The 26,086-nt window shown below is 62.9% G+C and carries 20 protein-coding genes; 8 read left to right on the top strand and 12 right to left on the bottom strand.

The genetic code is table 11. The features are described from left to right. Nucleotides 1–105 precede the first annotated feature (105 nt). The gene (gene leuA, locus P0D87_RS22440) at nt 106–1,824 is read left to right on the top strand and encodes a 2-isopropylmalate synthase (RefSeq protein ID WP_053859067.1); all 1,719 of its coding nucleotides are present in this window, start codon (nt 106–108) and stop codon (nt 1,822–1,824) included. A 133-nt stretch (nt 1,825–1,957) separates the two neighbouring features. Here the strand turns inward: leuA and P0D87_RS22435 are convergent, their stop codons facing one another. The 8 genes from P0D87_RS22435 to P0D87_RS22400 all read right to left on the bottom strand — a co-directional run bounded on the left by P0D87_RS22435 (nt 1,958) and on the right by P0D87_RS22400 (nt 11,879). Beyond that, nucleotides 1,958–2,725, bottom strand: coding sequence for an amino acid ABC transporter ATP-binding protein (locus tag P0D87_RS22435; RefSeq protein WP_006052535.1), 768 nt, complete (start codon nt 2,723–2,725; stop codon nt 1,958–1,960). Next, nucleotides 2,725–3,402, bottom strand: coding sequence for an amino acid ABC transporter permease (locus tag P0D87_RS22430; protein ID WP_006052534.1), 678 nt, complete (start codon nt 3,400–3,402; stop codon nt 2,725–2,727). The genes P0D87_RS22435 and P0D87_RS22430 overlap by 1 nt, the downstream gene beginning before the upstream one ends. A gap of 22 nt (nt 3,403–3,424) precedes the next feature. Beyond that, a complete protein-coding gene (locus tag P0D87_RS22425; RefSeq protein ID WP_006052533.1) occupies nt 3,425–4,207 on the bottom strand; it encodes an amino acid ABC transporter substrate-binding protein in 783 nt (260 codons plus the stop codon). Nucleotides 4,208–4,558: 351 nt separating this feature from the next. After that, on the bottom strand, nt 4,559–6,010 hold the full coding sequence (gene hydA / locus P0D87_RS22420; RefSeq protein WP_006052532.1) for a dihydropyrimidinase: 1,452 nt from the start codon (nt 6,008–6,010) through the stop codon (nt 4,559–4,561). An 80-nt stretch (nt 6,011–6,090) separates the two neighbouring features. Further along, nucleotides 6,091–7,602 carry an NCS1 family nucleobase:cation symporter-1 gene (locus P0D87_RS22415; RefSeq protein WP_029967589.1) on the bottom strand — a complete coding sequence of 504 codons (1,512 nt, stop codon included), beginning with the start codon at nt 7,600–7,602 and terminating at the stop codon, nt 6,091–6,093. 112 nt (nt 7,603–7,714) lie between these two features. After that, nucleotides 7,715–9,043 carry an NAD-dependent dihydropyrimidine dehydrogenase subunit PreA gene (gene preA / locus P0D87_RS22410; protein WP_053858484.1) on the bottom strand — a complete coding sequence of 443 codons (1,329 nt, stop codon included), beginning with the start codon at nt 9,041–9,043 and terminating at the stop codon, nt 7,715–7,717. A gap of 58 nt (nt 9,044–9,101) precedes the next feature. Continuing rightward, nucleotides 9,102–10,451 carry an NAD(P)-dependent oxidoreductase gene (locus P0D87_RS22405; protein WP_053858485.1) on the bottom strand — a complete coding sequence of 450 codons (1,350 nt, stop codon included), beginning with the start codon at nt 10,449–10,451 and terminating at the stop codon, nt 9,102–9,104. 120 nt (nt 10,452–10,571) lie between these two features. Beyond that, a complete protein-coding gene (locus tag P0D87_RS22400; protein ID WP_053858486.1) occupies nt 10,572–11,879 on the bottom strand; it encodes a Zn-dependent hydrolase in 1,308 nt (435 codons plus the stop codon). 352 nt (nt 11,880–12,231) lie between these two features. Here P0D87_RS22400 and P0D87_RS22395 point away from each other — a divergent pair, with 352 nt between their 5' ends. Continuing rightward, nucleotides 12,232–12,945 carry a TetR/AcrR family transcriptional regulator gene (locus P0D87_RS22395; protein WP_044021962.1) on the top strand — a complete coding sequence of 238 codons (714 nt, stop codon included), beginning with the start codon at nt 12,232–12,234 and terminating at the stop codon, nt 12,943–12,945. A gap of 23 nt (nt 12,946–12,968) precedes the next feature. Here the strand turns inward: P0D87_RS22395 and boxA are convergent, their stop codons facing one another. The 4 genes from boxA to P0D87_RS22375 form a co-directional block, all read right to left on the bottom strand. Then, a complete protein-coding gene (gene boxA, locus P0D87_RS22390) occupies nt 12,969–14,210 on the bottom strand; it encodes a benzoyl-CoA 2,3-epoxidase subunit BoxA (RefSeq protein ID WP_006052526.1) in 1,242 nt (413 codons plus the stop codon). An 88-nt stretch (nt 14,211–14,298) separates the two neighbouring features. Further along, nucleotides 14,299–15,726: a benzoyl-CoA 2,3-epoxidase subunit BoxB gene (boxB, locus tag P0D87_RS22385; protein WP_408637037.1), complete on the bottom strand. Its 1,428-nt coding sequence runs from the start codon at nt 15,724–15,726 to the stop codon at nt 14,299–14,301. 46 nt (nt 15,727–15,772) lie between these two features. Then, entirely contained in the window at nt 15,773–17,443 is a 1,671-nt protein-coding gene (boxC, locus tag P0D87_RS22380; protein WP_053858488.1) for a 2,3-epoxybenzoyl-CoA dihydrolase, read from the bottom strand. A gap of 115 nt (nt 17,444–17,558) precedes the next feature. After that, entirely contained in the window at nt 17,559–18,551 is a 993-nt protein-coding gene (locus P0D87_RS22375) for a helix-turn-helix transcriptional regulator (protein WP_006052523.1), read from the bottom strand. Between the two features lie 182 nt (nt 18,552–18,733). Here P0D87_RS22375 and P0D87_RS22370 point away from each other — a divergent pair, with 182 nt between their 5' ends. From P0D87_RS22370 to P0D87_RS22345, 6 genes are all read left to right on the top strand, one after another. After that, nucleotides 18,734–19,201, top strand: a complete 468-nt coding sequence (locus P0D87_RS22370) for a DUF4863 family protein (protein ID WP_053858489.1) — start codon at nt 18,734–18,736, stop codon at nt 19,199–19,201. An 8-nt stretch (nt 19,202–19,209) separates the two neighbouring features. Next, on the top strand, nt 19,210–20,811 hold the full coding sequence (locus tag P0D87_RS22365; RefSeq protein ID WP_053858490.1) for a 3,4-dehydroadipyl-CoA semialdehyde dehydrogenase: 1,602 nt from the start codon (nt 19,210–19,212) through the stop codon (nt 20,809–20,811). 119 nt (nt 20,812–20,930) lie between these two features. Beyond that, nucleotides 20,931–22,538: a benzoate-CoA ligase family protein gene (locus P0D87_RS22360; protein WP_006052520.1), complete on the top strand. Its 1,608-nt coding sequence runs from the start codon at nt 20,931–20,933 to the stop codon at nt 22,536–22,538. Between the two features lie 8 nt (nt 22,539–22,546). Beyond that, nucleotides 22,547–23,377 (top strand): alpha/beta fold hydrolase, encoded by an 831-nt coding sequence (locus P0D87_RS22355; RefSeq protein ID WP_053858491.1) that lies wholly within the window; start codon nt 22,547–22,549, stop codon nt 23,375–23,377. Nucleotides 23,378–23,562: 185 nt separating this feature from the next. Further along, the gene (locus P0D87_RS22350; RefSeq protein ID WP_053858492.1) at nt 23,563–23,886 is read left to right on the top strand and encodes a hypothetical protein; all 324 of its coding nucleotides are present in this window, start codon (nt 23,563–23,565) and stop codon (nt 23,884–23,886) included. A gap of 81 nt (nt 23,887–23,967) precedes the next feature. Further along, nucleotides 23,968–26,079: a phosphocholine-specific phospholipase C gene (locus tag P0D87_RS22345; RefSeq protein ID WP_053858493.1), complete on the top strand. Its 2,112-nt coding sequence runs from the start codon at nt 23,968–23,970 to the stop codon at nt 26,077–26,079. Nucleotides 26,080–26,086 lie beyond the last annotated feature (7 nt).

Raw genomic sequence — 26,086 nt, 5'->3', positions numbered from 1 at the left:
TAATTTCCCAGTAACTGACCCAGCCCCGGTTCCCGACCGGCGGCCCTGCTTTGCGTTTTTGTCGTCCGGTCGACTTCCAGCTTGTCGAATTCAAGGACGATGAAAATGTTGAAGAATCCCGCTACGAAATACCGCTCGTTCAAGCCCATCAATTTGACGGATCGCCAGTGGCCGTCGCGCACCATCACGCGCGCGCCGATCTGGATGAGCACCGACTTGCGCGACGGCAACCAGGCACTCTTCGAGCCGATGAACGGCGAGCGCAAGATGCGCATGTTCAAGACGCTGGTGCAAATCGGCTTTAAGGAAATCGAAGTGGCGTTTCCGTCGGCTTCGCAGACCGACTTCAACTTCGTGCGCGAGCTGATCGAAGGCGGCCACATTCCCGACGACGTCACGATCGAAGTGTTGACGCAGGCTCGCGACGATCTGATCGAACGCACCTTCGAATCCTTGCGTGGCGCGCCGCGCGCGATCGTCCATTTGTATAACGCCACGGCGCCGGAATTCCGCAAGATCGTGTTCGGCCTCGATCAGAACGGCGTCAAGGAACTCGCGCAAAAAGCCGCGCGCACGATGAAGCGTCTCGCCGACGCCGCGCCGGAAACGCACTTCACGCTCCAGTACAGCCCCGAAGTATTCAGCGGCACCGAGCTCGAATTTGCGAAGGATGTCTGCGACGCCGTGTTCGACATCTGGCAGCCGACGCCCGATCACAAGGCCATCGTCAACTTGCCGGCCACCGTCGAAATGGCCACGCCGAACGTCTACGCCGATCAGATCGAGTGGATGCACCGCAATCTCGCACGCCGCGATTCGCTGATCGTCTCCGTGCATCCGCATAACGACCGCGGCACGGCCGTCGCCGCAGCGGAACTCGCTGTGATGGCGGGCGCGGACCGCATCGAAGGGTGTCTCTTCGGCAACGGCGAGCGGACCGGCAACGTCGACCTCGTCACGCTCGCGTTGAACCTGTACACGCAGGGCGTCGACCCTGGCCTCGACTTCTCGAACATCAACGAAGTCGCGCGCACCGCCGAGGAATGCACGCAGTTGCCCGTGCATCCGCGTCACCCGTATGTCGGCGATCTGGTGTTCACCGCGTTTTCCGGCTCGCACCAGGACGCGATCAAGAAAGGCCTTGCCGTGCAGAAGCCGGACGCGATGTGGGAAGTGCCGTACATGCCGATCGATCCCAACGACCTCGGCCGCACTTATGACTCGGTGATTCGCGTGAACAGCCAGTCCGGCAAGGGCGGTATCGCTTATCTGCTCGAGCAGAGCTACGGCGTCGTGTTGCCGCGCCGTTTGCAGGTGGACTTCAGCTCGGCTGTGCAGCGCCTCACCGACACGAGCGGCCAGGAAGTCACGCCGTCGCAGATCTGGGAATTGTTCCAGCAGGAATACGTGCGCACCGCCGCGCCGGTTCATTACATCGGCCATAGCCTGTCCGAGCAGGACGGACGCGAGCGCATCAAGCTCACCGTCGAGATCAACGGCAGGCGCCGCGTGCTGCACGGCGAAGGCAACGGACCGCTCGACGCCCTGATGCACGCGATGGACGTGCCGGTGCGCATCCAGCATTACGAGGAGCGCGCGTTGACGCAAGGCGCCGATGCGCGCGCGGTGGCCGTCGCCGAGATGGCCGGCGCCGACCTGACGGGCAGCGCGTTCGGCGTGGGCATCGACGCGAATCTGGTTACGGCGTCGATTCGCGCGGTAATCAGCGGCGTGAACCGTGCGTATGCTCGCGCGAGCGACGGCGCGAAGCAGCGCTTCTTCGACGCGGCGCTCAACGACGAAGCCGAGCGCGCGGAAGCATAAGGCGAGGCTAGTCAGGCCGCGACGGCCTGGCTACACAAGAAAGGGGCGCCCTGCTAATTGACGGGGCGCCCCTTCTTTTTTCGCAAAGATAAGCAGCAGGTTTAATCAGGCATCCTACCTGACCGAAGGCGCTTCACTCCGTCCACGCTTCCGGCAAGCTATGCGTGAGCGTCGACACGAAACGAGCGGTCTCGTCCTGTCGAGGCCGCATGAAGACCTCGCGCGACGGCCCCGCCTCCACCACCACACCGTTGTTGAGGAACACGACGTCGCGCGCGATCGTAGCGGCGAGACGCAAATCGTGTGTCGCCATCAGCATGGTCATACCTTCGCTCGCGAGTTGCTTCAGCACTTCGACGACTTCGGCAGCAAGACCAGGATCGAGCGCGGACGTGGGCTCGTCGCACAACAACACTTCCGGCGACGGCGCCAACGCACGCGCGATCGCCACGCGCTGCTGCTGTCCGCCCGACAGCGTGACGGGCCACGCATCGGCCTTATGCGCGATGCCGACTTTCTCGAGCAATTCATCGGCGCGGGCCCGCGCTTTTTCCTTGTCCCACTTGAGCACGGTGAGGAGCCCCTCCATCACGTTCTGACGTACCGTGAGATGCGGAAACAACTGGAAGTTCTGAAACACCATGCCGGTACGGCGACGAATCGTCAGCACTGTTTCGCGCGACGGCCGCTCGTCCTGACTGAACGTGAGCTTCTGATCGCCGATTTCGAGCGAACCCGACTCGGGAATCTCGAGCAGATTCACGCAGCGCAACAGCGTGCTTTTGCCGCTGCCCGACGGTCCGATCAGCGCGGTCACGTTGCCCTGCGCGAGTTGCAGATCGACGGAATCGAGCACACGGTGCCCGGAAAAGTACTTGTCGATTTTTTCCAGTCGGATCATCAGTTGCCCGCCTGAAAGAGTGCATGACGGCCGAATTTGCGCTCGAGCCTGACTTGCGCCGACGACAGCACCGAACTGAACAGCAGATACACGAGTGCGGCTTCGGTATAGAGAATCAACGGTTCGTAGGTCACCGAAGCAATTCTCTGCGCGGCCTGGAACACCTCGGGCACGGTCAGCACCGCCGCGAGCGACGTGTCCTTCACGAGCGCGATGAACGAGTTGGACAACGGCGGCAACGCGACACGCGTCGCTTGCGGCAGAATCGCGCGACGCAGCGCCTGTTCGCGCGTCATGCCCATCGAATACGCGGCCTCCCACTGCCCTTTCGGAATCGACTCGATCACGCCGCGTATCACTTCAGAGTTATACGCGCCCACGTTCAGCGAGAAACCGATGATCGCCGCCGTCAACGGATCGAGCACGATGCCGACGTTCGGCAAGCCGTAGAAGATCACGAATAGTTGCACGAGCAACGGTGAGCCGCGAAAGAGCCACACATAGAAGCGCACCGCCGCCACCGCCCATTTCGGCCCGAAGAGCCGCACGAGCGCCACGATAAACGCGAGAGCGAGCCCGATAGCGAACGACGCCAGCGTAAGCGGCACCGTGAACACGAGCCCCGCATACAGCAGCGGCCACAGCGACTGCGCCATCAGATGCAACCATGCCGGCATGATTCAGACTCGCGAAAGGCGTTTACTGGGAGACGTCTTTGCCGAAGTACTTCTGCGAAATCTTCGCGTACGTACCGTCTTTCTTCATGTCGGCGAGCGCTTTATTAATTGCCGCGACGAGTTCCGGGCTGCCCTTGCGGATCAGCACAGCGGACTTGTCGCTGCTTTCCGGCGACGTATCCAGCGTAGCGATCTTCACCTTCGCATTCGGCTTGTGCTTTTTGAAGTCGAGGAACGACAGCGAATCGTTGACGGTTGCATCGACGCGGCCCGCGGTCAGCAGGTCGATGGACTCGTTAAAGCCCTGCACCGGAATCACTTCCGCACCGTGCGACGCGGCAATCTTGCCGAAGTTGCTGGTCAGCGTGTTGGCCGATTTCTTGCCTTTCAGATCATCGAAGTTCTTGATCGTCGTGTTGTCCGAGCGCACGATCAGCGCCGCGTGCGACGTGATGTACGGGTCCGAGAAATCGTATTTCGCCTTGCGCGCATCCGTGACCGCGACCTCGTTGATCACCGCGTCGTAGCGGTTCACGTCGAGCCCCGCGATCAGGCCGTCCCATTTGCCTTCGACGAATTGCGGCTTGACGCCGATGCGCTGTGCGATCTGCGTGCCGATCTCCACATCAAAGCCGGTCAGCTTGCCCGATTCGTCGTGGTACGTGAACGGCGCATAGGTGCCTTCGGTGCCGATCCTGAACACGCCCGAGGACTTGATCTGCGCGAACTCGTCGGCCGCGAAGACCGGGCTCACGGCGACCGCCTGCAGCAGCGCAACCAGCAAAATGGAACGAATCGACTTCATGTGTGGCTCCCTAAAGTGGCCAGGCCGTATGCCTGGTCTTCTGTTGGCAGTCGCGCGGGCGCTCACGCCCGGCGGAGTGGGCGGACTGTAGCAAACGGCTTGCCGTTTTACAAAGGATCAGCTTTCCAATCCATATGCGCATGCGTGCTAAGCCGCAGCGGTGACCTCCGCCATCGCATGAACTTCAACTCTACAGCAGATGTGAAGACGCGGCATGCATCGCAACATGGAACGTGGGCGCGGCGCCATCGGGGAAAACGCGAGACGGTCGTGCCGCGGCGAATGCGCGGCAGCGTGGAAAAGGCGGCGCGGGCTTCCATGTCCGCGCCGCCTTTTACGATGGCAGAAGCCCTACCGCTCGACGCGGTGCGGCTCTTTCAGCTTGTTCGACACGCGGATCGCGTCGAAGTACGCCGGGTTCGGCGGGCGCTTCTGATATTGGCCCGCGCCTCGCACGGCGCGCAGATCGCCGTCGGTCCATGCAAGGGCGCCGCGCGTGAGCGTATGCATCGCCACGCCTTGCACGGTCATGCCTTCGAACACATTGAAGTCGACTTTCTGATGATGCGTCTTCACCGAGATCGTCTTGCTTGCCTGCGGGTCCCACACGACGATGTCCGCATCCGCGCCGACCCGTATTGCGCCTTTTCGCGGGTACAGGTTGAAAATCTGCGCGGCATTCGTCGATGTGATGCGCACGAACTCATTCGGTGTGAGACGCCCCGAGTTGACGCCGTGATGCCATAGCACCGCCATGCGATCTTCCACGCCGCCGCAGCCGTTCGGGATCTTCGTGAAGTCCTCGCGGCCCATCGCCTTTTGCGACGCGCAGAACACGCAATGATCGGTCGCCGTGGTATGCAACTGCCCCGCCTGCAAACCGCGCCACAATGCCTCGCGATGTTCGGCCGAGCGAAACGGCGGGCTCATCACGTGCGCCGCGGCGCGCGTCCAGTCGGGATCGCGATACACGCTTTCATCGATCACGAGATGGCCGGGCAGCACTTCGCCGAACACGCGCAGCCCTTCGCTGCGCGCACGGGAGATGGCGTCGACCGCATCTTTCGCGGACACGTGCACGATATACACCGGCACGCCCAGCACTTGTGCAATGCGGATCGCGCGATTGGCGGCCTCGCCTTCGACCTCCGGCGGCCGCGACAGCGGATGAGCCTCGGGACCCGTGAAGCCTTTGGCCAGCAACTGACGCTGCAACTGGAACACGAGTTCGCCGTTTTCCGCGTGCACCGTGGGCAACGCGCCGAGTTCGAGCGAGCGCGAGAAGCTGTTCACCAGCACTTCGTCGTCGGCCATGATGGCGTTTTTATAGGCCATGAAATGCTTGAAGCTCGACACGCCGTGCTCGTGCACGAGCGTGCCCATGTCGCGATACACCGAATCGTCCCACCAGGTGACGGCCACATGAAAACCATAATCCGCCGATGCCTTCTCCGCCCAGCCGCGCCACTCCTTGAACGCTTCCATCAGGCTCTGCTTCGGGCTCGGAATCACGAAGTCGATGATGCTCGTCGTGCCGCCCGACAATCCCGCTGCGGTGCCGGTATAGAAATCGTCGCTCGCCGTCGTGCCCATGAACGGCAGTTCCATATGCGTGTGCGGATCGATGCCGCCTGGCATCACGTATTGCCCGCCCGCATCGACTATTGCAGCGTCAGCCGGCGCTTCGAGGTCCACACCGATTTGCAGAATGGTGCCGCCGTCTTGCGGGTCGGCACATAAAACATCGGCACGGTAGGTGTTTTCCGCATCGATCACGGTGCCGCCGCGAATCAGGGTCGTCATGTTGCCGCCTCCTTAATTGACTTGCTTATCTCGCTGCCGTCTGGGCCACGCATGCTACGCGCGCCACGCGCCCCACGACTTCAAGCGCTTGCCACGCGTGCGCTCGGTCCCTTGCTGAACTTCATCCACGCGCTATACACGATCGACGCCAACGCGAGCCCGACAAACCATGCATACGTGTAGAGCGTATTGAAGATCGACGGCACGTTGGCGAATGAAGCGGGAAACGCGGTATGCAAAAAGCCCGGCAGATTCGGCAACACGCCGATCACGAGCGCGACCACCGCGCCGATATTCCAGCCGCCCGTATAGCTGTATTCGCCGCGTTCGTCGAACAGCTCGCGCGGATCGAGCCGCGTGCCGCGAATCAGAAAGTAATCGACCATCAGAATGCCCGCGACCGGACCGAGGAGCGCCGAATAGCCGACGAGCCACGTGAAGATATAGCCCTGCGTGGTGGCGAGAATCTTCCACGGCATCATGACGATTGCGATGGTCGCGGTAATCATGCCGCCCGCGCGATACGAAATACCCTTCGGCCACAGGCTCGAAAAATCATAGGCGGGACCGACGAGATTCGCGGCCAGGTTGCAGCACATCGTATCGAGCGTGAGGATCACGAGTGCAAGGCCGACGCCGATGCCTGTCATGCGGCTTGTCAGATCGATAGGATCCCAAATCGCTTTGCCGTAGATCACCACCGTCGCCGAAGTCACGACCACCGAGATCACCGACAGCAAGGCCATCGGCACAGGCAAGCCGATCGACTGGCCGATCATCTGATCGCGCTGCGTCCTCGCGAAGCGCGTGAAGTCGGGAATGTTCAGCGCGAGCGTCGCCCAGAAGCCGACCATCGCGGTGAGGCCCGGCCAGAATGTCGCCCAGAACATGCCTTCTTTCTTGCCGCCCGGCACGAACTGCGACGGCGCGGACAGCATCGAGCCGAGGCCGCCCGCCTTCGACGTCGCCCACCACACGAGCGCGATGCACATCACGATCTTGATCGGCGCCGACCAGCTTTCGAGCCAGCGGATCGAATCGGTGCCGTGCACGATGAAGTAGATTTGCAGCGCCCAGAACGCGAGAAAACACGCGAGCTGTCCAACGGAAATATCGAGCAGCGGCAAGGCCGCGCCATGCAGCGCGTTGCCGGTCAGAATGTTCAGCAGCGTATAAATCGCGCTGCCGCCGAGCCACGTCTGAATGCCGTACCAGCCGCACGCCACGATAGCGCGCAGCATCGCCGGCAACTTGGCGCCCTGCGTGCCGAACGACGAGCGCACCAGCACCGCGTACGGAATGCCGTGCTTCGCGCCGGCGTGGCCGATCAGCAGCATCGGCACCAGCACGATCAGATTGCCGAGCAGCACGGTCACCACGGCCTGCCACGGCGACATGCCCTGCTCGGTCAGGCCCGCTGCAAGCATGTACGACGCGATGTTCATCACCATGCCGACCCACAGCGCGGCGAAGTGATACCAGCGCCATGTGCGCTGCGCGGGGCCGGTCGGCGCGAGGTCGTCGTTATAAAGACTGCTGCCTTGCGCGCCGGCCGCGAATTGCGGATCGACGGAGTTCGCGGTCTGCTTCATCGAATGATCTCCACTTGATCGTCGAAGCCCGCGCGTTTCTGTGAACGCGTCGGGCGTTAAAGGGAAACACGGCTTATGTACAAACACTGCGCAACGACAAAAACCCCTTGTTTCAGGCTGCTTTCGCTGCGTGCGCCGGTTCCGCGCTCGCAGCGGCTTCCTGCGCTTCGCTCTGTGCCGCGTTCACGCGCGCCGGATTGTTCGGATGCGTGGTCCAGTTCGCATACTCGCCGTTGTCCACGCGCTCCATCGTGATGCATTGCTCGACCGGACACACGTGCATGCACAGATTGCAGCCGACACATTCGGAGTCCACCACTTCAAAATGCCGGACGCCATCTTTTTCTTTTGTGATCGCCTGGTGCGCGGTGTCTTCGCACGCGATATGGCACAGGCCGCATTTGATGCACTTATCCTGATCGATGCGCGCCTTGATGCTGTAGTTGAGATTCAGGTACTTCCAGTCGGTCACGTTCGGCACCGCACGGCCGCGAATATCGTCGAGCGTGACGTAGCCTTTTTCGTCCATCCAGTTCGAGAGGCCGTCGGCGAGATCGGTCACGATGCGAAAGCCGTAGTGCATGGCCGCCGTGCACACCTGCACGCTGCCCGCGCCCAGCACCATGAATTCGGCCGCATCGCGCCACGTCGAAATGCCCCCGATGCCCGAGATCGGCAGGTTCGGCGTTTCCACATCGCGCGCGATTTCGGCGACCATGTTCAGTGCAATCGGCTTCACCGCCGGGCCGCAGTAACCGCCGTGCGTGCCCTTGCCGTCGACCATCGGCAACGGCGACATCGCGTCGAGATCGACGGCGACAATCGAGTTGATCGTGTTGATCAACGACACGCCATCCGCGCCGCCCTTGTATGCGGCGCGCGAACCCACGCGAATATCGGTGATATTCGGCGTGAGCTTCACGAGGCACGGCAGCTTCGTGCCCTCCTTCACCCAGCGCGTGACCATTTCAATGTACTCGGGCACCTGGCCGACGGCCGCACCCATTCCACGTTCGCTCATGCCATGCGGACAGCCGAAATTCAATTCGACCGCATCGGCGCCGGTGTCTTCGACAAGCGGCAGAATCCATTTCCAGTCATGCTCGTTGCACGGCACCATCAGCGAGACAATCATTGCGCGCTCGGGCCAGTCGCGCTTGACCTGCGCGATCTCACGCAGATTGACGTCAAGCGGACGGTCGGTAATCAACTCGATGTTGTTCAAGCCCGCGATGCGCTGGCCGTTCCATTGCACGGCGCCATAGCGCGAACTCACGTTGACCACGTGCGGATCGAGGCCGAGCGTCTTCCACACCACGCCGCCCCAACCTGCTTCGAACGCGCGGTTCACGTTATAGGCTTTGTCGGTCGGCGGCGCGGAAGCGAGCCAGAAAGGATTCGGCGAAGTAATGCCGGCAATCGTACAGCGCAGATCGGCCATGTTCGGCTCCTTGGGAACGGCTGTTTTTTATGTGACTCGTTGCTAGCGACAATGCGCGCTAGGCGGCCTTGATGTCGGCGCGCGCGAATTGAGCGTGTATGGCTTCGGCGGCGAGCTTGCCGTCCTGCACGGCTTGCACCGTCAGATCGATGCCGCCCGTCGCCGCGCAATCGCCGCCGGCCCACACGCCCGCGAGCGAGGTCTGGCCGTTTGCATCGACGGCAATGCGGCCGCCGTCGAGCGTCAGCAGTTCGCGTGCTATGCCTGCGGGCACGAGCGTCTGACCAATTGCCTTCAGCACCATGTCGGCCTCGATCACGAAGCGCTCCGCGTCGCCGGTGTTGAAGCTTCGTTCGAACTCGACGCCGGTCACCACACCGTTCTCGCCGATCAAACGCAGCGGCGTTGCATGCGTGATGAGCGTCACGCCGTTGGTCTGCGCGAAGTCGCGTTCGGCCCACGTCGCGCTCATCGATTCGACGCCGCGCCGATACACCATCGTCACCGAGGCCGCGCCGAGCTTGCGGCTTTGCACGGCGGCATCCACCGCCGTATTGCCCCCGCCGATCACGACGACGCGGCGGCCGACCGGCACCGTGCCGAAGTCGCGCGCGCTGCGAAGCGCTTCGATAAAGTCGACGGCGTTCATCACGCCGCTCAGGTCCTCGCCCGCCATCGCGAGCGCGCGAACGCCGGTGAGACCGATCGCGAGGAACACCGCATCGTATTGATTGCGCAGTGCATCGAGTTGCACGTCGCGGCCGAGCGCCACACCGTGCCTGATCTCGATGCCGCCCACCGAGCACAGCCACTCGACCTCGCGCTGCGCGAAATCGTCGACGGTCTTATACGCCGCAATGCCGTATTCGTTGAGGCCGCCGGCCTTTTCGTGCGCGTCGTAGATCGTCACGTTGTGGCCGGCGAGCGCGAGGCGATGCGCGCATGCGAGTCCCGCCGGGCCCGCGCCGATCACCGCAACATGCCGGCCGGTCTCCGGTGCGCGCGTGAAGAGTGCTTCGCCGCGCGCCATCGCCCAGTCGGTTGCATGACGTTGCAGCGCGCCGATCGCCACGGGCTTCGCGTCCTGATGGTTGCGCACGCAAGCGCCTTCGCAAAGAATCTCGGTTGGGCATACGCGCGCACACATGCCGCCTAATGGATTGGCCGACAGAATATCCACGGCTGCGCCCTTCAGATTGCCGTTGCCGATCTTGCGGATGAAGCCGGGAATGTCGATCTGCGTCGGACACGCGTTCACGCATGGCGCGTCATAGCAGTAGTGACAGCGGCTCGCAGCAGCCGCGGCGGCACTCGCGTCGAGCAACGGCGCAATGTCGGAGAACTCGCAGGAGAGCTGTTCGGGCGACAGGCGCCGCGCGGCGATGTCGCCGGTTTGCTTGATGGCCATACACGTTCCTTCTGTCGATGTGAGGACGCAGCCGCATCTGTCGGCACTCGCATGAGCGAAGCCCGCACGGCGTGTTTTGTCTGGCACTGCGGTAAAGCAGCTAAAGCAAATTCCGACGCGCTACGAAACCGGCTCGCATGCGCGCTCCACCATCGCGTGCAGCAACACATTCGCGCCCGCCTCGATCCATTCGAAGGTGGCGTCCTCGATTTCGTTGTGGCTGATGCCGTCGACGCACGGCACGAACACCATCGAAGTCGGCGCGACCTGCGCGAGATAACAGGCGTCGTGGCCCGCGCCGGACACCATGTCGCGATGCGAATAACCAAAGCGCTCGGCCGCCGCGCGCACGGACTTCACGCAGGCTTCGTCGAAGGCGACCGGCGCGTAATAAAAGATCTGCTCAAGTTCTGTTTCGAGGCCAATGCCGCTCGCAATTCGCGCGACGCCTTCGCGCAACGCGGCATCCATTTTTGCAAGCACCGCGTCTTCGGGATGACGGAAGTCGACGGTAAAGAACACGCGGCCTGGAATGACGTTGCGCGAGTTCGGATGCACCTGCATCATGCCGACCGTCGCGCACGCGAGCGGCGCGTTGTCGAGCCCAATGCGATTGACGAGATCGACGACGCGCGACGCGCCCAGCAACGCATCGCGCCGCCGCGGCATCGGCGTCGGACCCGCATGCGCTTCCTGCCCGGTCAGCGTGATTTCATACCAGCGCTGGCCTTGCGCGTCCGTCACGACGCCTATGGTTTTCTGCTCGGCTTCGAGAATGGGCCCCTGCTCGATATGCAATTCGAACGCCGCATGCAACTGACGTCCGCCGCACGGCACATCGCCGGCATAGCCGATACGCTGCAACTCCTCGCCGATCGTCTTGCCGTCCACGTCCTTGCGCGACAGACCGTACTCGAGCGGGAACACGCCCGCAAACACGCCCGACGCCACCATCGCCGGCGCGAAACGCGAGCCTTCCTCGTTGGTCCAGATCACGACTTCGACAGGATGTTCGGTCTCGATGCCGTGATCGTTCAAGCTACGAATCACTTCGAGACCGCCAAGCACGCCGTAGATGCCGTCGAAGCGTCCGCCCGTCGGCTGCGAATCGGCATGCGAGCCGGTCATGACCGGCAGCGCGTCCGGATTGCGCCCGGCGCGGCGCATGAAGACGTTGCCCATCTGATCGACGCTGACCGAGCAGCCCGCTTGTTTCGCCCAGCTAACTATCAGGTCGCGCCCTTCCTTGTCGAGATCGGTCAGCGCAAGACGGCATACGCCGCCTTTGGGCGTTGCGCCGATTTTCGCCATCGTCATCAGGCTGTCCCATAGACGTTTGCCATCGACCTTTATCGACGTGACCTGTTCCGCGTTCGCGGCGACAGTGGCCTTCGGGGCGCCCTTCAGCGCTTCAGTAACCGCGTTCATTCGTCTCGCTCCTTTCGGTGAACCGACATGAAACTGGTGCATCGGCGGCGGATTTGTTGGCCTTTATGGGGCGTGTCCGCACGGTCGCGGTGCAAAATTCGATACGCCCTTTGGCTCCGGGAACAAGGGCAAACCCTGAGGCGCGCCCCGCTCGTTCAATCCTGTCCAGTTGGACAGGTTGTAGACGATTAACATCGCCAAATCAATGCCTTTTGCACAGAGACAAACAGAGCGAGAAGCGTGCCATTGCGTTGCAGCACGAAGAGGCATCGCGTGACAAATACGCGTGTGAGCGCGGCGTCGAGCGACTAGAATGAAGCGCGGCGCGGCACGCATGCCGCCGAAGGCAAACATGAGAGACGACGACGTGGCTGCGGGTATCACGCAAAACGACGAAACACGCGCGCCTTTGCGGCGGCGCAAGGCGCACATTCGTGAGTCGAATGAAGCGCATCTTCTGGCGTGTGCGGAGGCGGTTTTCGCCGAGCGCGGACTCGATGGCGCGAGCACCGCGATGATCGCCGAGCGCGCAGGCTTACCGAAAGCCAACGTGCATTACTACTTTCCGACCAAGCTCGCGCTCTACCGGCGAGTGCTCGAAGACCTGTTCGAAGACTGGCATCGCGCGGCCGATACATTCGAATGCAGCGACGACCCCGTCGATGCAATCGGCGGATACGTGCGCGCGAAAATGGAACTGTCGCGCCGGCGTCCGCTCGGCTCCAAAGTGTGGGCGAGCGAGATCATCCACGGCGCGGAGCACATGGAAGACATCCTCACTGAGCGAGTCAAGCCGTGGCTCGATACGCGCGTGAAGGTGATCGACGACTGGATTGCGCGAGGACTGCTGGCGCCCGTCGATGCGCGCACGCTGATGTACATGATCTGGGCGACCACGCAGCACTACGCCGATTTCGACGCGCAGATTCGCGCGCTCAAAGGCAAGCGCGCGTTGACGAAGAAGTCATTCGAGGCGACGACCGAAGAAGTCGTGCAACTCGTGATTCGCGCGTGCGGCGCGGTGTCGCCCGCACAGCGCGACGAAGGTGCGGACCCTTCAAGATAGGGCTTTTCTTTGGCTGGCCTGAATCAATACGTTTCCAGATGCAGGCGCCCTTCTTTTTTGAGCCTCGCCCACAGCGCGTCCCAATCCATCTGATGCTGCTCGCCAATCTCCTTGAGCGCTTGCAGCACGCCGTCTTCCATGCCCTTCAGGCCGCACACATAGACATGCGTGTTGTCGTCCTTCAGCAGATGCGCGACGTCGACCGCACGCTCACGCATGGCGTCCTGCACATAGCGCTTCGGCTGACCCGGCGTGCGCGAAAACGCCAGATTGGTGTCGATAAAGTCCTTCGGCAAATTAGTTAGCGGCCCGAAGTAAGGCAATTCCTCCTTGGTTCGCGCGCCAAAGAACAGCATCAGTTTGCCGGTCGCGCCCTTCAGGCGACGGCGCCGGCGGTACTCGGTCATCGCGCGCATCGGTGCCGAGCCGGTGCCCGTGCAGATCATCAGCAGATGCGAGTTCGGATGGTTCGGCATCAGGAAGGTGCCGCCGAACGGACCGATTACCGTCACCGCGTCGCCCTTTTTCAGGTCGCACAGATAGTTCGAGCAGACGCCGTCGATCGAATCGCCATGCTGTTGCGAGACGCGCTTCACGGTCAGCGAAACGTTGTTGTAGCCGGGCCGCTCGCCGTCGCGCGGACTCGCAATCGAATACTGGCGCGCGTGATGCGGACGGCCGTCAGCGGTCGCGCCGGGCGGCAGCACGCCGATCGACTGGCCTTCGAGCACAGGAAACGGCATCGATCCGAAATCCAGCACAATGTGATGGATGTCGCTTTCCGTCGATGCGTCCGTGAGCCGGTAATTGCCGACCACGGTCGCGGTGGTCGGCGCTTTGTGCGTGTAGAGATTCACGTACGGCTTCGCAGCGGACCACGGCGGCACGACCGAGCCGCGCACGGTATCCACTTCGATGCCGCTTGCGTCTGCCGCGGCATCGTTAGCCGTGCCCGCGGTGGGCGATTCGTCGGCGGCAGGCACCGCCATCGTGTTCTGCTCGGGCAATACGTCCCACGTGAATTGCTCTTCGATCGGATACGCGTCGGCCTTCAGCACGGTGCGCCAGTTGTCGATCGCGCCTGTCGGACACGGCGGCACGCAAGCCATGCAGCCGTTGCAGACATCCGCCTTCACGACGTAGTTGTTGTCGTCGTGCGTGATCGCGTCGATCGGACAGGTCTCTTCGCAGGTGTTGCAGCGAATGCAGATTTCCGGATCGATCAGATGCTGCCTGAGAACCTCGATCGACACTGGGCCGTTCATGACTTCCTCCACCATGTAGTGCTGCACGGGCGCGCCGCGCGTTTCTTGCTTCGCCTACGTCGCGTACTTCGCGTTACTTTGCGTCCGTTCAGTTAAAGCGCACGTACTCGAAATCGACCGGCTGACGGTTCACGCCCATCGCGGGCGGCGCAATCCAGTTCGCGAACTTGCCGGGCTCCACCACGCGCCCCATCAGCGAAGCAACGAACGCGCGATCTTCCGGCGTGGCGAGCCACTTTGCTTCGTTCGCAGCCCACTCCGTCTCGCTGACCACGCGGCCGTCGGGCGACACGCGCGTGCCGGAAAAGGTGCCGATCTGCCGGTTGAACGCCTTGTGCGGCACGGTCATGCGAAAGTCGATGCCGGCCTTTTCAAGCACCTTGTTCCAGCGCGCCACGCCCGCCACGGAATCCTTGATGTAATCGTCGCGCAGCACTTCGTTCATTGCATTGAGCATCGGCACTTCGCGTTCGACCAGTTTGCCGTCCTGCACGTCAAGCAGTTTGTAGCTCTGCCCGTTCAATTGATGATCGTCGTCGCGCTTGCCTTCCTCATAGCGGCCCTTGAGGCCCGAACTGTAGAACGTGGCCGCGTTCGACGAATGATCCGCGCCGAACAGGTCGATCGTCACCGAGTAATGGAAGTTCAGATAGCGCTGAATGGTCGGCAGATCGATCACGCCCGCAGCGCGGATCTTTGCGACGTCGTCGGTGCCGAGTTCGTTCATCACCTGCGCGGTGCGCTGAATCACGCGAGACACGCCCGATTCGCCGACGAACATATGATGCGCTTCTTCGGTCAGCATGAACTTCGTGGTGCGCGCGAGCGGATCGAAGCCCGATTCCGCGAGCGCGGAAAGCTGGAACTTGCCGTCGCGGTCGGTGAAATACGTGAACATGTAGAACGCGAGCCAGTCCGGCGTTTTTTCGTTGAACGCGCCCAGAATGCGGGGATTGTCCTCGTCGCCCGAACGGCGGCCGAGCAATGCTTCGGTTTCCTCACGACCGTCGCGGCCGAAGTAGCGATGCAGCAGATACACCATCGCCCACAGGTGCCGCCCTTCTTCCACGTTGACCTGAAAGAGGTTCCGCAAGTCGTACATGGAAGGCGCGGTCAGGCCGAGGTGCCGTTGCTGCTCGACGGAAGCGGGCTCCGTATCGCCTTGCGTCACGATAATGCGCCGCAGATTCGCGCGATGCTCGCCGGGCACGTCCTGCCACGCGGCCTCGCCCTTGTGCTCGCCGAAATGAATCTTGCGGTCCTGGTCGCCCGGTGTCAGGAAGATGCCCCAGCGGTAGTCCGGCATCTTCACGTGATCGAAATGCGCCCAGCCGCCCGCGTCCACGCTCACTGCGGTGCGCAGATACACGTCGTAGCCGTGCGAGCCTTCCGGGCCCATGTCGCCCCACCACGCCAGGAAGTTCGGTTGCCACTGTTCGAGCGCGCGTTGCAGCGCGCGGTCGTCGGCGAGGTTGACGTTGTTCGGAATCTTTTCGCTGTAGTTGATCGTTGACATGGTCGGTTCCTTGCGATGCTGAAGGTGAGAGGTCCGCGTCGATGCGTCAAACGCGCGAGACGTCGAATTGCGCCTTGCTGCCCTTGCCGTACACCTTGAGCGCGCCCTTCTCGCCCACAGCGTTCGGCCGGTTGAAGATCCAGTTCTGCCATGCGGTGAGGCGGCCGAAGATACGCGTCTCCATCGTTTCGGGTCCGTTGAAACGCAGATTCGCTTCGAGTCCCGTCAGCGCGTCCGGCGACATCGCCGCGCGTTCCTCCAGCGCAATGCGGATTTCGTCGGCCCAGTCGATGTCGTCCGGCGCCGCCGTGACAAGACCGAGACGTTCCGCTTCGACCGGCTTGATCGGCTGACCGATCAGCGAGCGCACCGCGTCGATTGGTTCGGCTTCCTCATAAAATCGACGTGCGAGTCGCGACTGATGCGTGACCATCGGATAGAGACCGAAGTTGACTTCCGACAGCGTGATGGCCGGCTCCTCGTCTTCGTTGCTGGGCAGCGCGGCCATGTACGAACGGTCCGCGGCGAACGCGAGTTCCGCGAACGTGCCGGCGAAGCACGAGCCCGGCTCGATCAACGCGAAGAGCGACCGCGACAACACGTCGATTCGCGCGAGTGTGCGGCGCAACAGGCCAATCGTCTCGCGCACGAACCAGTGATCCTTGTGTTGCAGCAGTACGGCATCCACGGCGAGCAGATTGCGCGCGTCGCCTTCGGTGCGGAACACCCACGTGCCGACTTCGAGTTCGTTGGTGCGCATCGACAGAATCGCGTCGTCGAGTTCGCGTGCGAATTGCAGCGGCCACCAGTTCGCGCCCGCGGCGACAATCGCGTCAGTCGTTGTGGGCTGCTGCGTTTGCGGCGCTTTCGCGGTGAATGTCGCGATACGTTTCGCGCGGTCGATCGTCACGTCGAGCATTTGATAGGTCAGACCGTCTTCGCGATCCGTGCGCTCGATGCGCGTCAGCTTCACGCCCGGCGCGTCGGAAGGACGATCGCTTTGCGCGGCAAGTTCGAGCGCGCGGGCCTGAATGGCCGCGTCGAACTGATTCGGCTTCACGACTTCATCGACGAGACGCCATGCCTTCGCGCGCTCGCCGCGAATGCCTTCGACCACCGTGCAAAAGATGTCGGCGCGATCGTGGCGCACGCGGCGCTTGTCCGTGACACGCGTGAGTCCGCCGGTGCCGGGAAGCACGCCGAGCAGCGGCACTTCCGGCAGCGACACCGACGACGAGCGGTCGTCGACCAGATAGATTTCGTCGCAGGCAAGCGCGAGTTCGTAACCGCCGCCCGCGCACGCGCCGTTCACCGCGGCAAGAAACTTGAGCCCCGAGTGGCGCGACGAGTCTTCGAGACCGTTACGCGTTTCGTTCGTGAACTTGCAGAAGTTGACCTTCCATGCATGCGACGAAAGACCGAGCATGAAGATGTTCGCGCCCGAGCAGAACACGCGATCCTTCAGGCTCGTCAACACGACGGTCTTGACTTCCGGATGCTCGAAACGGATGCGCTGGATGGCGTCGTGCAGTTCGATGTCGACGCCAAGGTCGTACGAATTCAGCTTCAGCTTGTAGCCGTCGCGAATGCCGCCGTCTTCCGCGATGTCGATAGCGAGTGTCGCCACCGGGCCGTTGAAGCTCAGCTTCCAATGCTTGTATTGCGAGGGATCGGTGCGGTAGTCGACCGGCGCGATGGCGGTTTCTGCTGTGGACATGGGCGTCTCCTGACTGGACGATGCGAGTTGTTGATCGAACAATAGTGCATCGTCACACCCATGTAAAGCACTTTAGTGCATATCTGCGAGTAAACCCCGAAGCCGAATGCAGTCGTCAACCGGCTGGTGCTTCGTCCGGCGCTTCGGCGGCGAGCCTCGCGGCCAGCCGGTCGCGCAGTTGCAGATAGGCGTCGGCCAAGGTCTTCTCGCTCGTGTCGAAGGTCATGTCCGCCCGGCCGTACAGCTCGCTGCGCCCCGTGAGAATGCGCTTCAGGTCGTCCATCGCCTCCTTGTTGCCGGACATGGGCCGCAAATCGCCCTGCGCGACGACCCGGCGCATATGCTCCTCCGGCGTGGCTTGCAGCCACACCGTAAAGCAGTGCGACAAGAGCGCGTTGAACGTGCCGGACTCCGACACGAGTCCGCCCGGCGACGCGATCACCGCACGCTCGTGTTCCTGGATCACCGCCTCCAGCGCGCGGTGTTCGTAGCGCCGGTAAGCGCTCGCTCCGTATAGCGAATGAATCTCCGCGGGCGGGCATCCGGCGAGCTGCTCGATGACCCGCGTCAGCTCCACGAACGGCACCTTGCGCTCCTGCGCGAGCATCCGGCCGAGCGTCGATTTGCCGGCGCCGCGCAGCCCGATCAGCGCGATCCTGTCCTTGCGATGCGGGTCGCGCGGCGCCTGCGCGAACATCTCGGCGAGCGCAATGCGGGCGCGCTGCAACGCGGCCTGGTCGCGCCCGTGCAGCAGTTCGCGAATCAGCAGCCATTCCGCCGACGCCGTGGTTTCATCCCCGATCACTTCGGCGAGCGGACAGTTCAGCGTCGCCGCAATCTGCCGCAGCACCAGCACCGACGCATTGCCGACGCCCGACTCGAGATTGGCGAGATGCCGCTCGGACAAGCCCGTTTCGGCGGCCAGCGTCTTGCGGGTCATGCCGCGCCTTGCACGTAATAGACGCACGCGTTCGCCCATCGCGGTGAGGAATGGGTCGCGCTCCTCGCGTTCGCCGCCGCGCTCGGCGCGCTCCGGGCGGCCCGCTTCGTCGTCGGCGGCATCGCGTGGACGCGCGTCCGGCGGCAACTCAGTGTAATTCCGGTTCATGTTTTTATACCTCCAAACCACGTTACATGTACTATAGTGCTTGACACACACCTCGTGAACGGTTAATTTTCGCCGAACATTGATCCACTTACAAAGATTGCCGCGATTTTTCGCGCGGCGTCACGGAGACCGCGCAGCGCGTCACATGCATTAACGTGCGTGCGCACAGTCCGGAGGCTCGCATGTCCCCATCCGATTTCCAGCGGCTTATCGCGCAGGTCACGGCGCAACTGGCCGGCCGGCCGCTAAACGCCGACCTCGCCGCGTGGCTCAACGTCACGTATCCCGCGGACAGTCAGACGTTTCGCGATCTCGCCGACGCCTGCCGCGCCGGCGTCGCCGAAGGTTGGCTCTGCAACCGCGAAGGCGGCGGCATTCGCTACGGCCGCATCTTTAAGGCGCTGCCCGACACGCACGGCTTTTCCGTCGACGTCGTCGACATGAAAGACATTGCCGGTCCGCATCACGTTCATCCGCACGGCGAGATCGACCTGATCATGCCGCTCACCGAAGGCGCGACTTTCGACGGCCACCCTGCGGGCTGGTGCGTCTACGAACCGGGTTCCGCACATCGGCCGACGGTGGCGAACGGCGAAGCGCTCGTGCTTTATCTCCTGCCGCAAGGCGCAATCGAATTTACCGCCGCGTGAGTGCTGCCATGACCGAACTATTGAAGAACCATGTCGCGGGCGAATGGGTTGCCGGCGCCGGCGAAGGCGTGACGCTAAGCGACCCGGTGACGGGCGAAGCGCTGGTGCGCGTCTCGAGCGAAGGTCTCGATCTCGCGCACGCATTCCGCTTTGCCCGCGATGAGGCCGGCGCCGCGCTGCGCGCGCTGACCTATGCGCAACGCGCCGCGCGCCTCGCCGAAATCGTCAAGCTGCTGCAGGCGAAGCGCGACGACTACTACGCGATCGCAATCGCAAACTCGGGCACGACGCGCAACGATTCGGCGGTCGATATCGACGGAGGCATTTTCACGCTGTCGTATTACGCGAAGCTCGGCGCGTCGCTCGGCGACGTGCATGCGCTGCGCGACGGCAACGCAAGCGCGCTGAGCAAGGATCAGTCGTTCAGCGCGCAGCATGTGTTGACGCCCGCACGCGGCGTCGCGCTTTTTATCAACGCGTTCAATTTTCCGTCGTGGGGCTTGTGGGAAAAAGCGGCGCCCGCGCTGCTGTCGGGCGTGCCCGTCATCGTCAAGCCCGCGACCGCGACGGCGTGGCTCACGCAACGCATGGTCGCCGATGTCGTGGACGCAGGCATTCTGCCGCGCGGCGCGCTCTCGGTGATTTGCGGCGGCTCGGCTGGGCTGCTCGATCAGATTCAGGCATTCGATGTCGTGTCGTTCACCGGCTCGGCTGAAACGGCCGCCACGTTGCGCGCGCATCCGGCTTTTGTCGCGCGCGGCGCGCGGCTTAACGTCGAAGCGGACAGTTTGAACAGCGCGATTCTCTGCGCGGATGCGGCACCCGACACGCCCGTGTTTCAGCTTTTCATCAACGAAGTCGCGCGTGAAATGACCGTGAAATCCGGGCAAAAATGCACGGCGATCCGGCGCGCGTTCGTACCGGAGAACATGCTCGAAGCGGTGGTCGATGCGCTAAAGGCGAAGCTCGCCAAAGTGGCCGTCGGCAATCCGCGCAACGACGCCGTGCGCATGGGCTCGCTCGTGAGCCGCGCGCAATACGAGAACGTGCTGGCCGGCATCGCCGCTTTGCGCGAGGAAGCCATGCTCGCGTATGACGGTTCGTCGACGCCGCTTATCGATGCCGATGCAACTATCGCGGCTTGCATCGCGCCGCATCTGTTCGTCGTCAACGATCCGGATAACGCGACGCTGTTGCATGACCTCGAAGTGTTCGGCCCCGTTGCGAGCATCGCGCCGTATCGCGTTGTGCAGAACGCAGGCGAATCCGGCTTGCCCGAAGCGCATGCAGTGGCACTCGCGCGACGTGGCCAGGGATCGCTCGTCGCGTCGATCTATTCGAACGACGACGCCCACCTCGGCAGGCTCGCTCTCGAACTCGCCGATTCGCATGGGCGCGTGCATGCCGTATCCCCTTCCGTGCAGCAGAGCCAGACCGGCCACGGCAATGTGATGCCGATGTCGCTGCACGGCGGGCCTGGCCGCGCGGGCGGCGGCGAAGAACTCGGTGGCCTGCGCGCGCTCGGTTTTTATCATCGGCGCTCGGCCGTTCAGGCGTCGGCAACGGCACTTGAAGCACTCTCGCAGATCACTCATTTGCCTGCGGCCTGAACATCTTTAAGCATGACACGCAAATGAGCCCGACCCAACGCACCAGCTAGCGCACGCAAGCATTCAGCGGATCATGAGCACATAACAGCCGGACCGCCCCCACTCGATGGAGGAGACATATGGAAGCCCTGTTCGAACCGGCTGCGAGCCAGCCCGCCGTGACGGCCGAGCCGCCGCCCGCGCGCTTCAATTTCGCGGCTCATCTGTTCGCGCTGAACGCGTCGCGCGCGGCCAAAACCGCTTATATCGACGACAACGGCAACACGACCTACGCCGAACTCGAAGAACGCGCGCGACGCTTCGCGACCGCGTTGCGCGATCTCGGCGTGCATCCCGAAGAACGCGTGCTGCTGGTGATGCTCGACAGCGTTGCACTGCCGATCGCGTTTCTCGGCGCGTTGTACGCCGGCGTCGTGCCGGTCGTCGCGAACACGCTGCTCACGCCCGCCGATTATGTGTACATGCTCACGCACAGTCATGCGCGCGCGGTGATCGCATCAAGCGCGCTCGTGGCAACCGTCACGCAAGCGATGGAGGCCGCCGAGCACGACGGCTGCCAGCTCATCGTTTCGACGCGCGCATCGGCCGCGGCCGACAGCACGCCGCTTGCGGCAGCGCCTGAGTTGGAAGCGCTCATCGACGCGGCCGCGCCCGCTGCGAAGCCCGCGGCAACCGGTTGCGACGACATCGCCTTCTGGCTGTATTCATCGGGCTCGACGGGCAAACCGAAAGGCACCGTGCACACGCACGCGAACCTCTACTGGACCGCGGAACTATATGCGAAGCCGGTGCTCGGCATTGTCGAAAGCGATGTGGTGTTTTCCGCGGCCAAGCTGTTCTTTGCATACGGACTCGGCAATGCGTTGACCTTTCCGCTTTCGGTGGGCGCGACCGCCATTCTGATGGCCGAGCGCCCTACCGCCGACGCCGTCTTTGCCCGTCTCACGCGCCATCGTCCGACGGTGTTCTATGGCGTGCCGACGCTCTACGCAAGCATGCTCGTGTCGCCGAATCTGCCCGCACGCGACGATGTCGCGATGCGCGTGTGCACATCGGCGGGCGAAGCGTTGCCGCGCGAAATTGGCGAGCGCTTTACGAAGCACTTCGGCTGCGAGATTCTCGACGGCATCGGCTCGACTGAAATGCTGCATATCTTTCTGTCGAATCGCGCGGGTGCGGTCGAATACGGCACGACGGGGCGCCCGGTGCCCGGCTACGAAGTCGAGTTGCGCGATGAGACCGGTCATGCGGTCGGCGACGGCGAAGTGGGCGACCTCTACATCAAAGGACCGAGCGCGGCGCTGATGTACTGGAGCAACCGTGAAAAATCGCGCGCGACGTTTCTCGGCGAGTGGATCCGCAGCGGCGACAAGTACTGTCGTCTGCCGAACGGCTGCTACGTGTATGCGGGCCGCAGCGACGATATGCTGAAAGTCAGCGGTCAATACGTGTCGCCGGTCGAAGTGGAAATGGTGCTCGTGCAGCACGACGCAGTGCTCGAAGCGGCGGTGGTCGGCGTCGATCACGGCGGCCTCGTGAAGACGCGCGCGTTCGTCGTCTTGAAGCGCGAGTTCGCGGCCTCTGAGATACTGGCGGACGAGTTGAAGGCCTTCGTGAAAGAGCGGCTCGCGCCGCATAAGTACCCGCGCGACATCGTGTTCGCCGACGACTTGCCGAAAACCGCCACTGGAAAGATTCAACGCTTCAAGCTGCGCGAAATATCATAAGGTGATACATGCAGAATCCCGCTGTCGAGACGCCCGCCAGTCACTTCGCCGACTTGCCTGCTACCGCGTCGCATGGACCGTTGCGCATCGAATATCGTTGGCTTAACGCTGCGGCGAACGCGGCGCCCATCGCCGTGTTTCTACACGAAGGACTCGGCTCGATTGCAATGTGGCGCGACTGGCCGCAAACATTGTGCGAGCGTCTGGGCATGCGTGGGCTCGTGTATTCGCGTCCCGGTTACGGAAGGTCGACACCGCGAGAGCATCACGTCAAATGGCCGATGCATTTCATGACCGACCAGGCGCGCGATGTTCTGCCCGCGCTTCTCGACGCGCTTCACATCGACACGCGCGAACGCCGACGCCTGTGGGTGATCGGCCATAGCGACGGCGGCTCGATCGCGTTGCTGTACGCGGCGCTTTTTCCCAACGCGCTGGCCGGTGCCGTGGCCATCGCACCGCACCTGTTCGTGGAAGACGTGTCCGTGCAAAGCATTGCGCAGACCAAGGTGCTTTACGAAACCACCGATCTGCGCGACAAGCTCTCGCGTTATCACGCGGACGTCGATTCCGCTTTTTATGGCTGGAACGATGTCTGGCTAAACCCGGCCTTCCGGCAATGGTCGATTGCGGAGCAACTCGCGCCGATCGACAAGCCGCTGCTCGCCGTGCAAGGCCATGACGACAACTACGGCACGATGGCGCAGATCGATACGATCCAGGAGTACGTGCCGCATGCGCAACTCGCAAGACTCGACGCGTGCGGGCATTCGCCGCATCGCGACGCGCCGGATCGGCTGAACGACGTGATTGCCGCGTTCGTGTCGGAACACCAGTAGCCGCCGTTATGCCGCCGTTATGCCGCGGTTCCTGAGCAGTCGTTACCGCGGCGAATCCCCAATATTCATCAAATCCTCAAATTTCCAAAACTTCATAAAAGTTACACAGGTAAGCGGCTATTCTCCTTGCATCGCTGAGCTGGGCATACCGATGCCCGCGCGTTCCCCGTGCTGGAGACATCGCCATGTCCTTTCTGTGGAAGCCGTGCATTGCCCTGCATCGCAAACGTTTGGCGATCGCGCTCGCGGCGTTGCCGCTTTGCGCGCTGCTCCCCGCCTGCGGCAACGACGACACGAACGCGGCCGACATGAGCAAGTCCAGCTCCGCTGCAAACGCGGCCGATAACGGCACCAATCCGGTGCTATCGGCGAATCCGTCTTCCGTATCGCCCGCGCTTGCCGCCGTCACGATTCAAAGCCCAGCACTACCCGCACCAAACGCCGACGTGGCATTGTCCGCCGCCGCGCCGACGCCGCTTGCCACACCCGTGATCCATACTGTTGACTGAGTCCCGCGTTTCACGCGACGCGCGGCTCATGCTTGCGCGCCGCGCGGAGCGCTCCCCACTGAAGACACCCAGGCTCATACCATGACTTCAAAAAACCGCCGTGATTTTCTACGTTCGGCCGCGCAGGCCGCAGGCTCGTTCACCGCGTTGAGCATGTTGCCGGCCGGCATCCGCAACGCGCTCGCGATTCCCGCGAACAGCAAGACGGGCACGATCCGCGACGTCGAGCATATCGTCGTGCTGATGCAGGAAAACCGCTCGTTCGACCACTACTTCGGCGCGCTGCGCGGCGTGCGCGGTTTCGGCGACACGCGCGCGGTCAATCTGCCAAACGGCAAGCCGGTGTGGTATCAGCCGCTCGCCGCCGATGCCGGCTACGTGCTGCCGTTCCGCCCGAGCGCGCCGAACCTCGGCCTGCAGTTCCTGCAAGACCTCGCACACGACTGGAACACGACGCACGCCGCATGGAACGGCGGCCGCTACGATCAATGGGTGCCCGCCAAAAGCGCGACGACGATGGCCTACCTCACGCGCGAGGACATTCCGTTTCACTATCAGCTCGCCGACGCGTTCACCATCTGCGACGCGTATCACTGCTCGCTGATGGGCCCGACCGACCCGAACCGCTACTACATGTGGGCGGGCGGCGTGGGCAACGACGGCACGGGCGGCGGACCGGTCATCGACAATTCGGAGCTCGGCTACGGCTGGTCGACTTACCCCGAAGTCCTGCAAAACGCCGGCATTAGCTGGAAGATCTATCAGGACGTCGGCACGGGACTCGACGCCAAAGGTTCGTGGGGCTGGACGCAAAACCCGTACATCGGCAATTACGGCGACAACTCGTTGCTCTATTTCAACCAGTACCGCAACGCGCAGCCGGGCAACCCGCTGTACGACAACGCGCGCACGGGCACCAACGCATTGAAGGGCGACGGCTACTTCGACGTTCTGAAGCGCGACGTACAGAACAACGCGCTGCCGCAAGTCTCGTGGATCGTCGCACCGGAAGCCTATTCCGAGCACCCGAACTGGCCCGCCAATTACGGCGCGTGGTACATCGACCAGGTGTTGCAGATTCTCACGTCGAATCCCGAGGTGTGGAGCAAGACCGTACTCCTGATCAATTACGACGAGAACGACGGCTTCTTCGACCACATGGTGCCGCCATGCGCGCCGAGCTCGAACGCGGACGGTCTTTCCACCGTCGATACCGTCAACGAGATTTATCCGGGCGACGCGAAGAACGTTGCCGCGCCCTACGGTCTCGGTCCGCGCGTGCCGATGCTCGTCGTCTCGCCGTGGTCCAAAGGCGGCTATGTGTGCTCGCAGGTGTTCGACCATACGTCGGTGATCCGTTTCATCGAACAGCGCTTTGGCGAGCAGCACAATCTCGCCGAGTCGAACATTTCGCCGTGGCGTCGCGCGGTGTGCGGCGATCTTACATCGGCGTTCAACTTCAGCAATCCGAACGACGCGTTCCCGAGCCTGCCGAGCACGAGCGCTTATGTGCCGGCCGATCAGAACCGCCATCCGGACTATGTGCCGCTGCCGCCGGCGATACAGGCCGTGCCGCGCCAGGAACCCGGCGTGCGCCCTGCCCGTGCGTTGCCGTATGAGATGTTTGTGCGCGTCCACGGCGAAGGTGCGGAAAAAACGCTGACCATGCGCTTCGTGAATACGGGCAGCGCGGCCGCGGTCTTTCAGGTGTATCGAGCGAATAGCGCCGACGCGCCGCGCACGTACACCGTGGAAGCCGGCAAGCGCTTGCAGGACGCGTTCGCGCTGAACGTGGACGGTACTTACGACTTCACCGTGCATGGTCCGAACGGTTTCTTGCGCCGCTTTACAGGCCGGCCGATTGCGCGTAGCTGGTGGGACGGCTCGGACATCGCTCGTCCGGAAGTACTCGAAGGCTATGACGTCGCGAACGGCAATCTGCAATTGCGCCTTGAAAACGTGGGCAGCGCGCATTGCAAGTTCACGATCGTCAATGCGTACGACCCGAAGCACGCGATCAAACGCGTGGTGCGCGGCGGCGATACGGACGAGTTGTATCTCGATCTTCGCAATGCGCACGGCTGGTACGATCTGTCGATCACCGTCGATACGGACCCGCTGTTCGCGCGCCGTTTCGCGGGCCATGTGGAGACCGGCAAGAGCAGCATGAGCGATCCTGCACTGGGCGCGTGATCGCGTA

Source organism: Paraburkholderia sp. RL17-368-BIF-A (genome assembly GCF_046054045.1).
In the GTDB taxonomy this organism is placed as follows: Bacteria; Pseudomonadota; Gammaproteobacteria; order Burkholderiales; family Burkholderiaceae; genus Paraburkholderia; species Paraburkholderia graminis.
The sequence above is the reverse complement of the archived record's forward strand: the minus strand, read 5'-3'. Positions and strand labels throughout refer to the sequence as shown.

Coding starts and splice junctions, on each gene's coding strand:
- P0D87_RS22365 (WP_053858490.1), top strand. CDS start 19,210: ATGACCGAACTATTGAAGAACCATGTCGCGGGCGAATGGGTTGCCGGC.
- boxA (WP_006052526.1), bottom strand. CDS start 14,210: ATGAACGGCCCAGTGTCGATCGAGGTTCTCAGGCAGCATCTGATCGAT.
- P0D87_RS22350 (WP_053858492.1), top strand. CDS start 23,563: ATGTCCTTTCTGTGGAAGCCGTGCATTGCCCTGCATCGCAAACGTTTG.
- preA (WP_053858484.1), bottom strand. CDS start 9,043: ATGGCCGATCTGCGCTGTACGATTGCCGGCATTACTTCGCCGAATCCT.
- P0D87_RS22425 (WP_006052533.1), bottom strand. CDS start 4,207: ATGAAGTCGATTCGTTCCATTTTGCTGGTTGCGCTGCTGCAGGCGGTC.
- boxC (WP_053858488.1), bottom strand. CDS start 17,443: ATGTCCACAGCAGAAACCGCCATCGCGCCGGTCGACTACCGCACCGAT.
- P0D87_RS22370 (WP_053858489.1), top strand. CDS start 18,734: ATGTCCCCATCCGATTTCCAGCGGCTTATCGCGCAGGTCACGGCGCAA.
- leuA (WP_053859067.1), top strand. CDS start 106: ATGTTGAAGAATCCCGCTACGAAATACCGCTCGTTCAAGCCCATCAAT.
- P0D87_RS22395 (WP_044021962.1), top strand. CDS start 12,232: ATGAGAGACGACGACGTGGCTGCGGGTATCACGCAAAACGACGAAACA.
- P0D87_RS22430 (WP_006052534.1), bottom strand. CDS start 3,402: ATGCCGGCATGGTTGCATCTGATGGCGCAGTCGCTGTGGCCGCTGCTG.
- P0D87_RS22375 (WP_006052523.1), bottom strand. CDS start 18,551: ATGAACCGGAATTACACTGAGTTGCCGCCGGACGCGCGTCCACGCGAT.
- P0D87_RS22360 (WP_006052520.1), top strand. CDS start 20,931: ATGGAAGCCCTGTTCGAACCGGCTGCGAGCCAGCCCGCCGTGACGGCC.
- P0D87_RS22345 (WP_053858493.1), top strand. CDS start 23,968: ATGACTTCAAAAAACCGCCGTGATTTTCTACGTTCGGCCGCGCAGGCC.
- hydA (WP_006052532.1), bottom strand. CDS start 6,010: ATGACGACCCTGATTCGCGGCGGCACCGTGATCGATGCGGAAAACACC.
- boxB (WP_408637037.1), bottom strand. CDS start 15,726: ATGTCAACGATCAACTACAGCGAAAAGATTCCGAACAACGTCAACCTC.
- P0D87_RS22400 (WP_053858486.1), bottom strand. CDS start 11,879: ATGAACGCGGTTACTGAAGCGCTGAAGGGCGCCCCGAAGGCCACTGTC.
- P0D87_RS22355 (WP_053858491.1), top strand. CDS start 22,547: ATGCAGAATCCCGCTGTCGAGACGCCCGCCAGTCACTTCGCCGACTTG.
- P0D87_RS22435 (WP_006052535.1), bottom strand. CDS start 2,725: ATGATCCGACTGGAAAAAATCGACAAGTACTTTTCCGGGCACCGTGTG.
- P0D87_RS22405 (WP_053858485.1), bottom strand. CDS start 10,451: ATGGCCATCAAGCAAACCGGCGACATCGCCGCGCGGCGCCTGTCGCCC.
- P0D87_RS22415 (WP_029967589.1), bottom strand. CDS start 7,602: ATGAAGCAGACCGCGAACTCCGTCGATCCGCAATTCGCGGCCGGCGCG.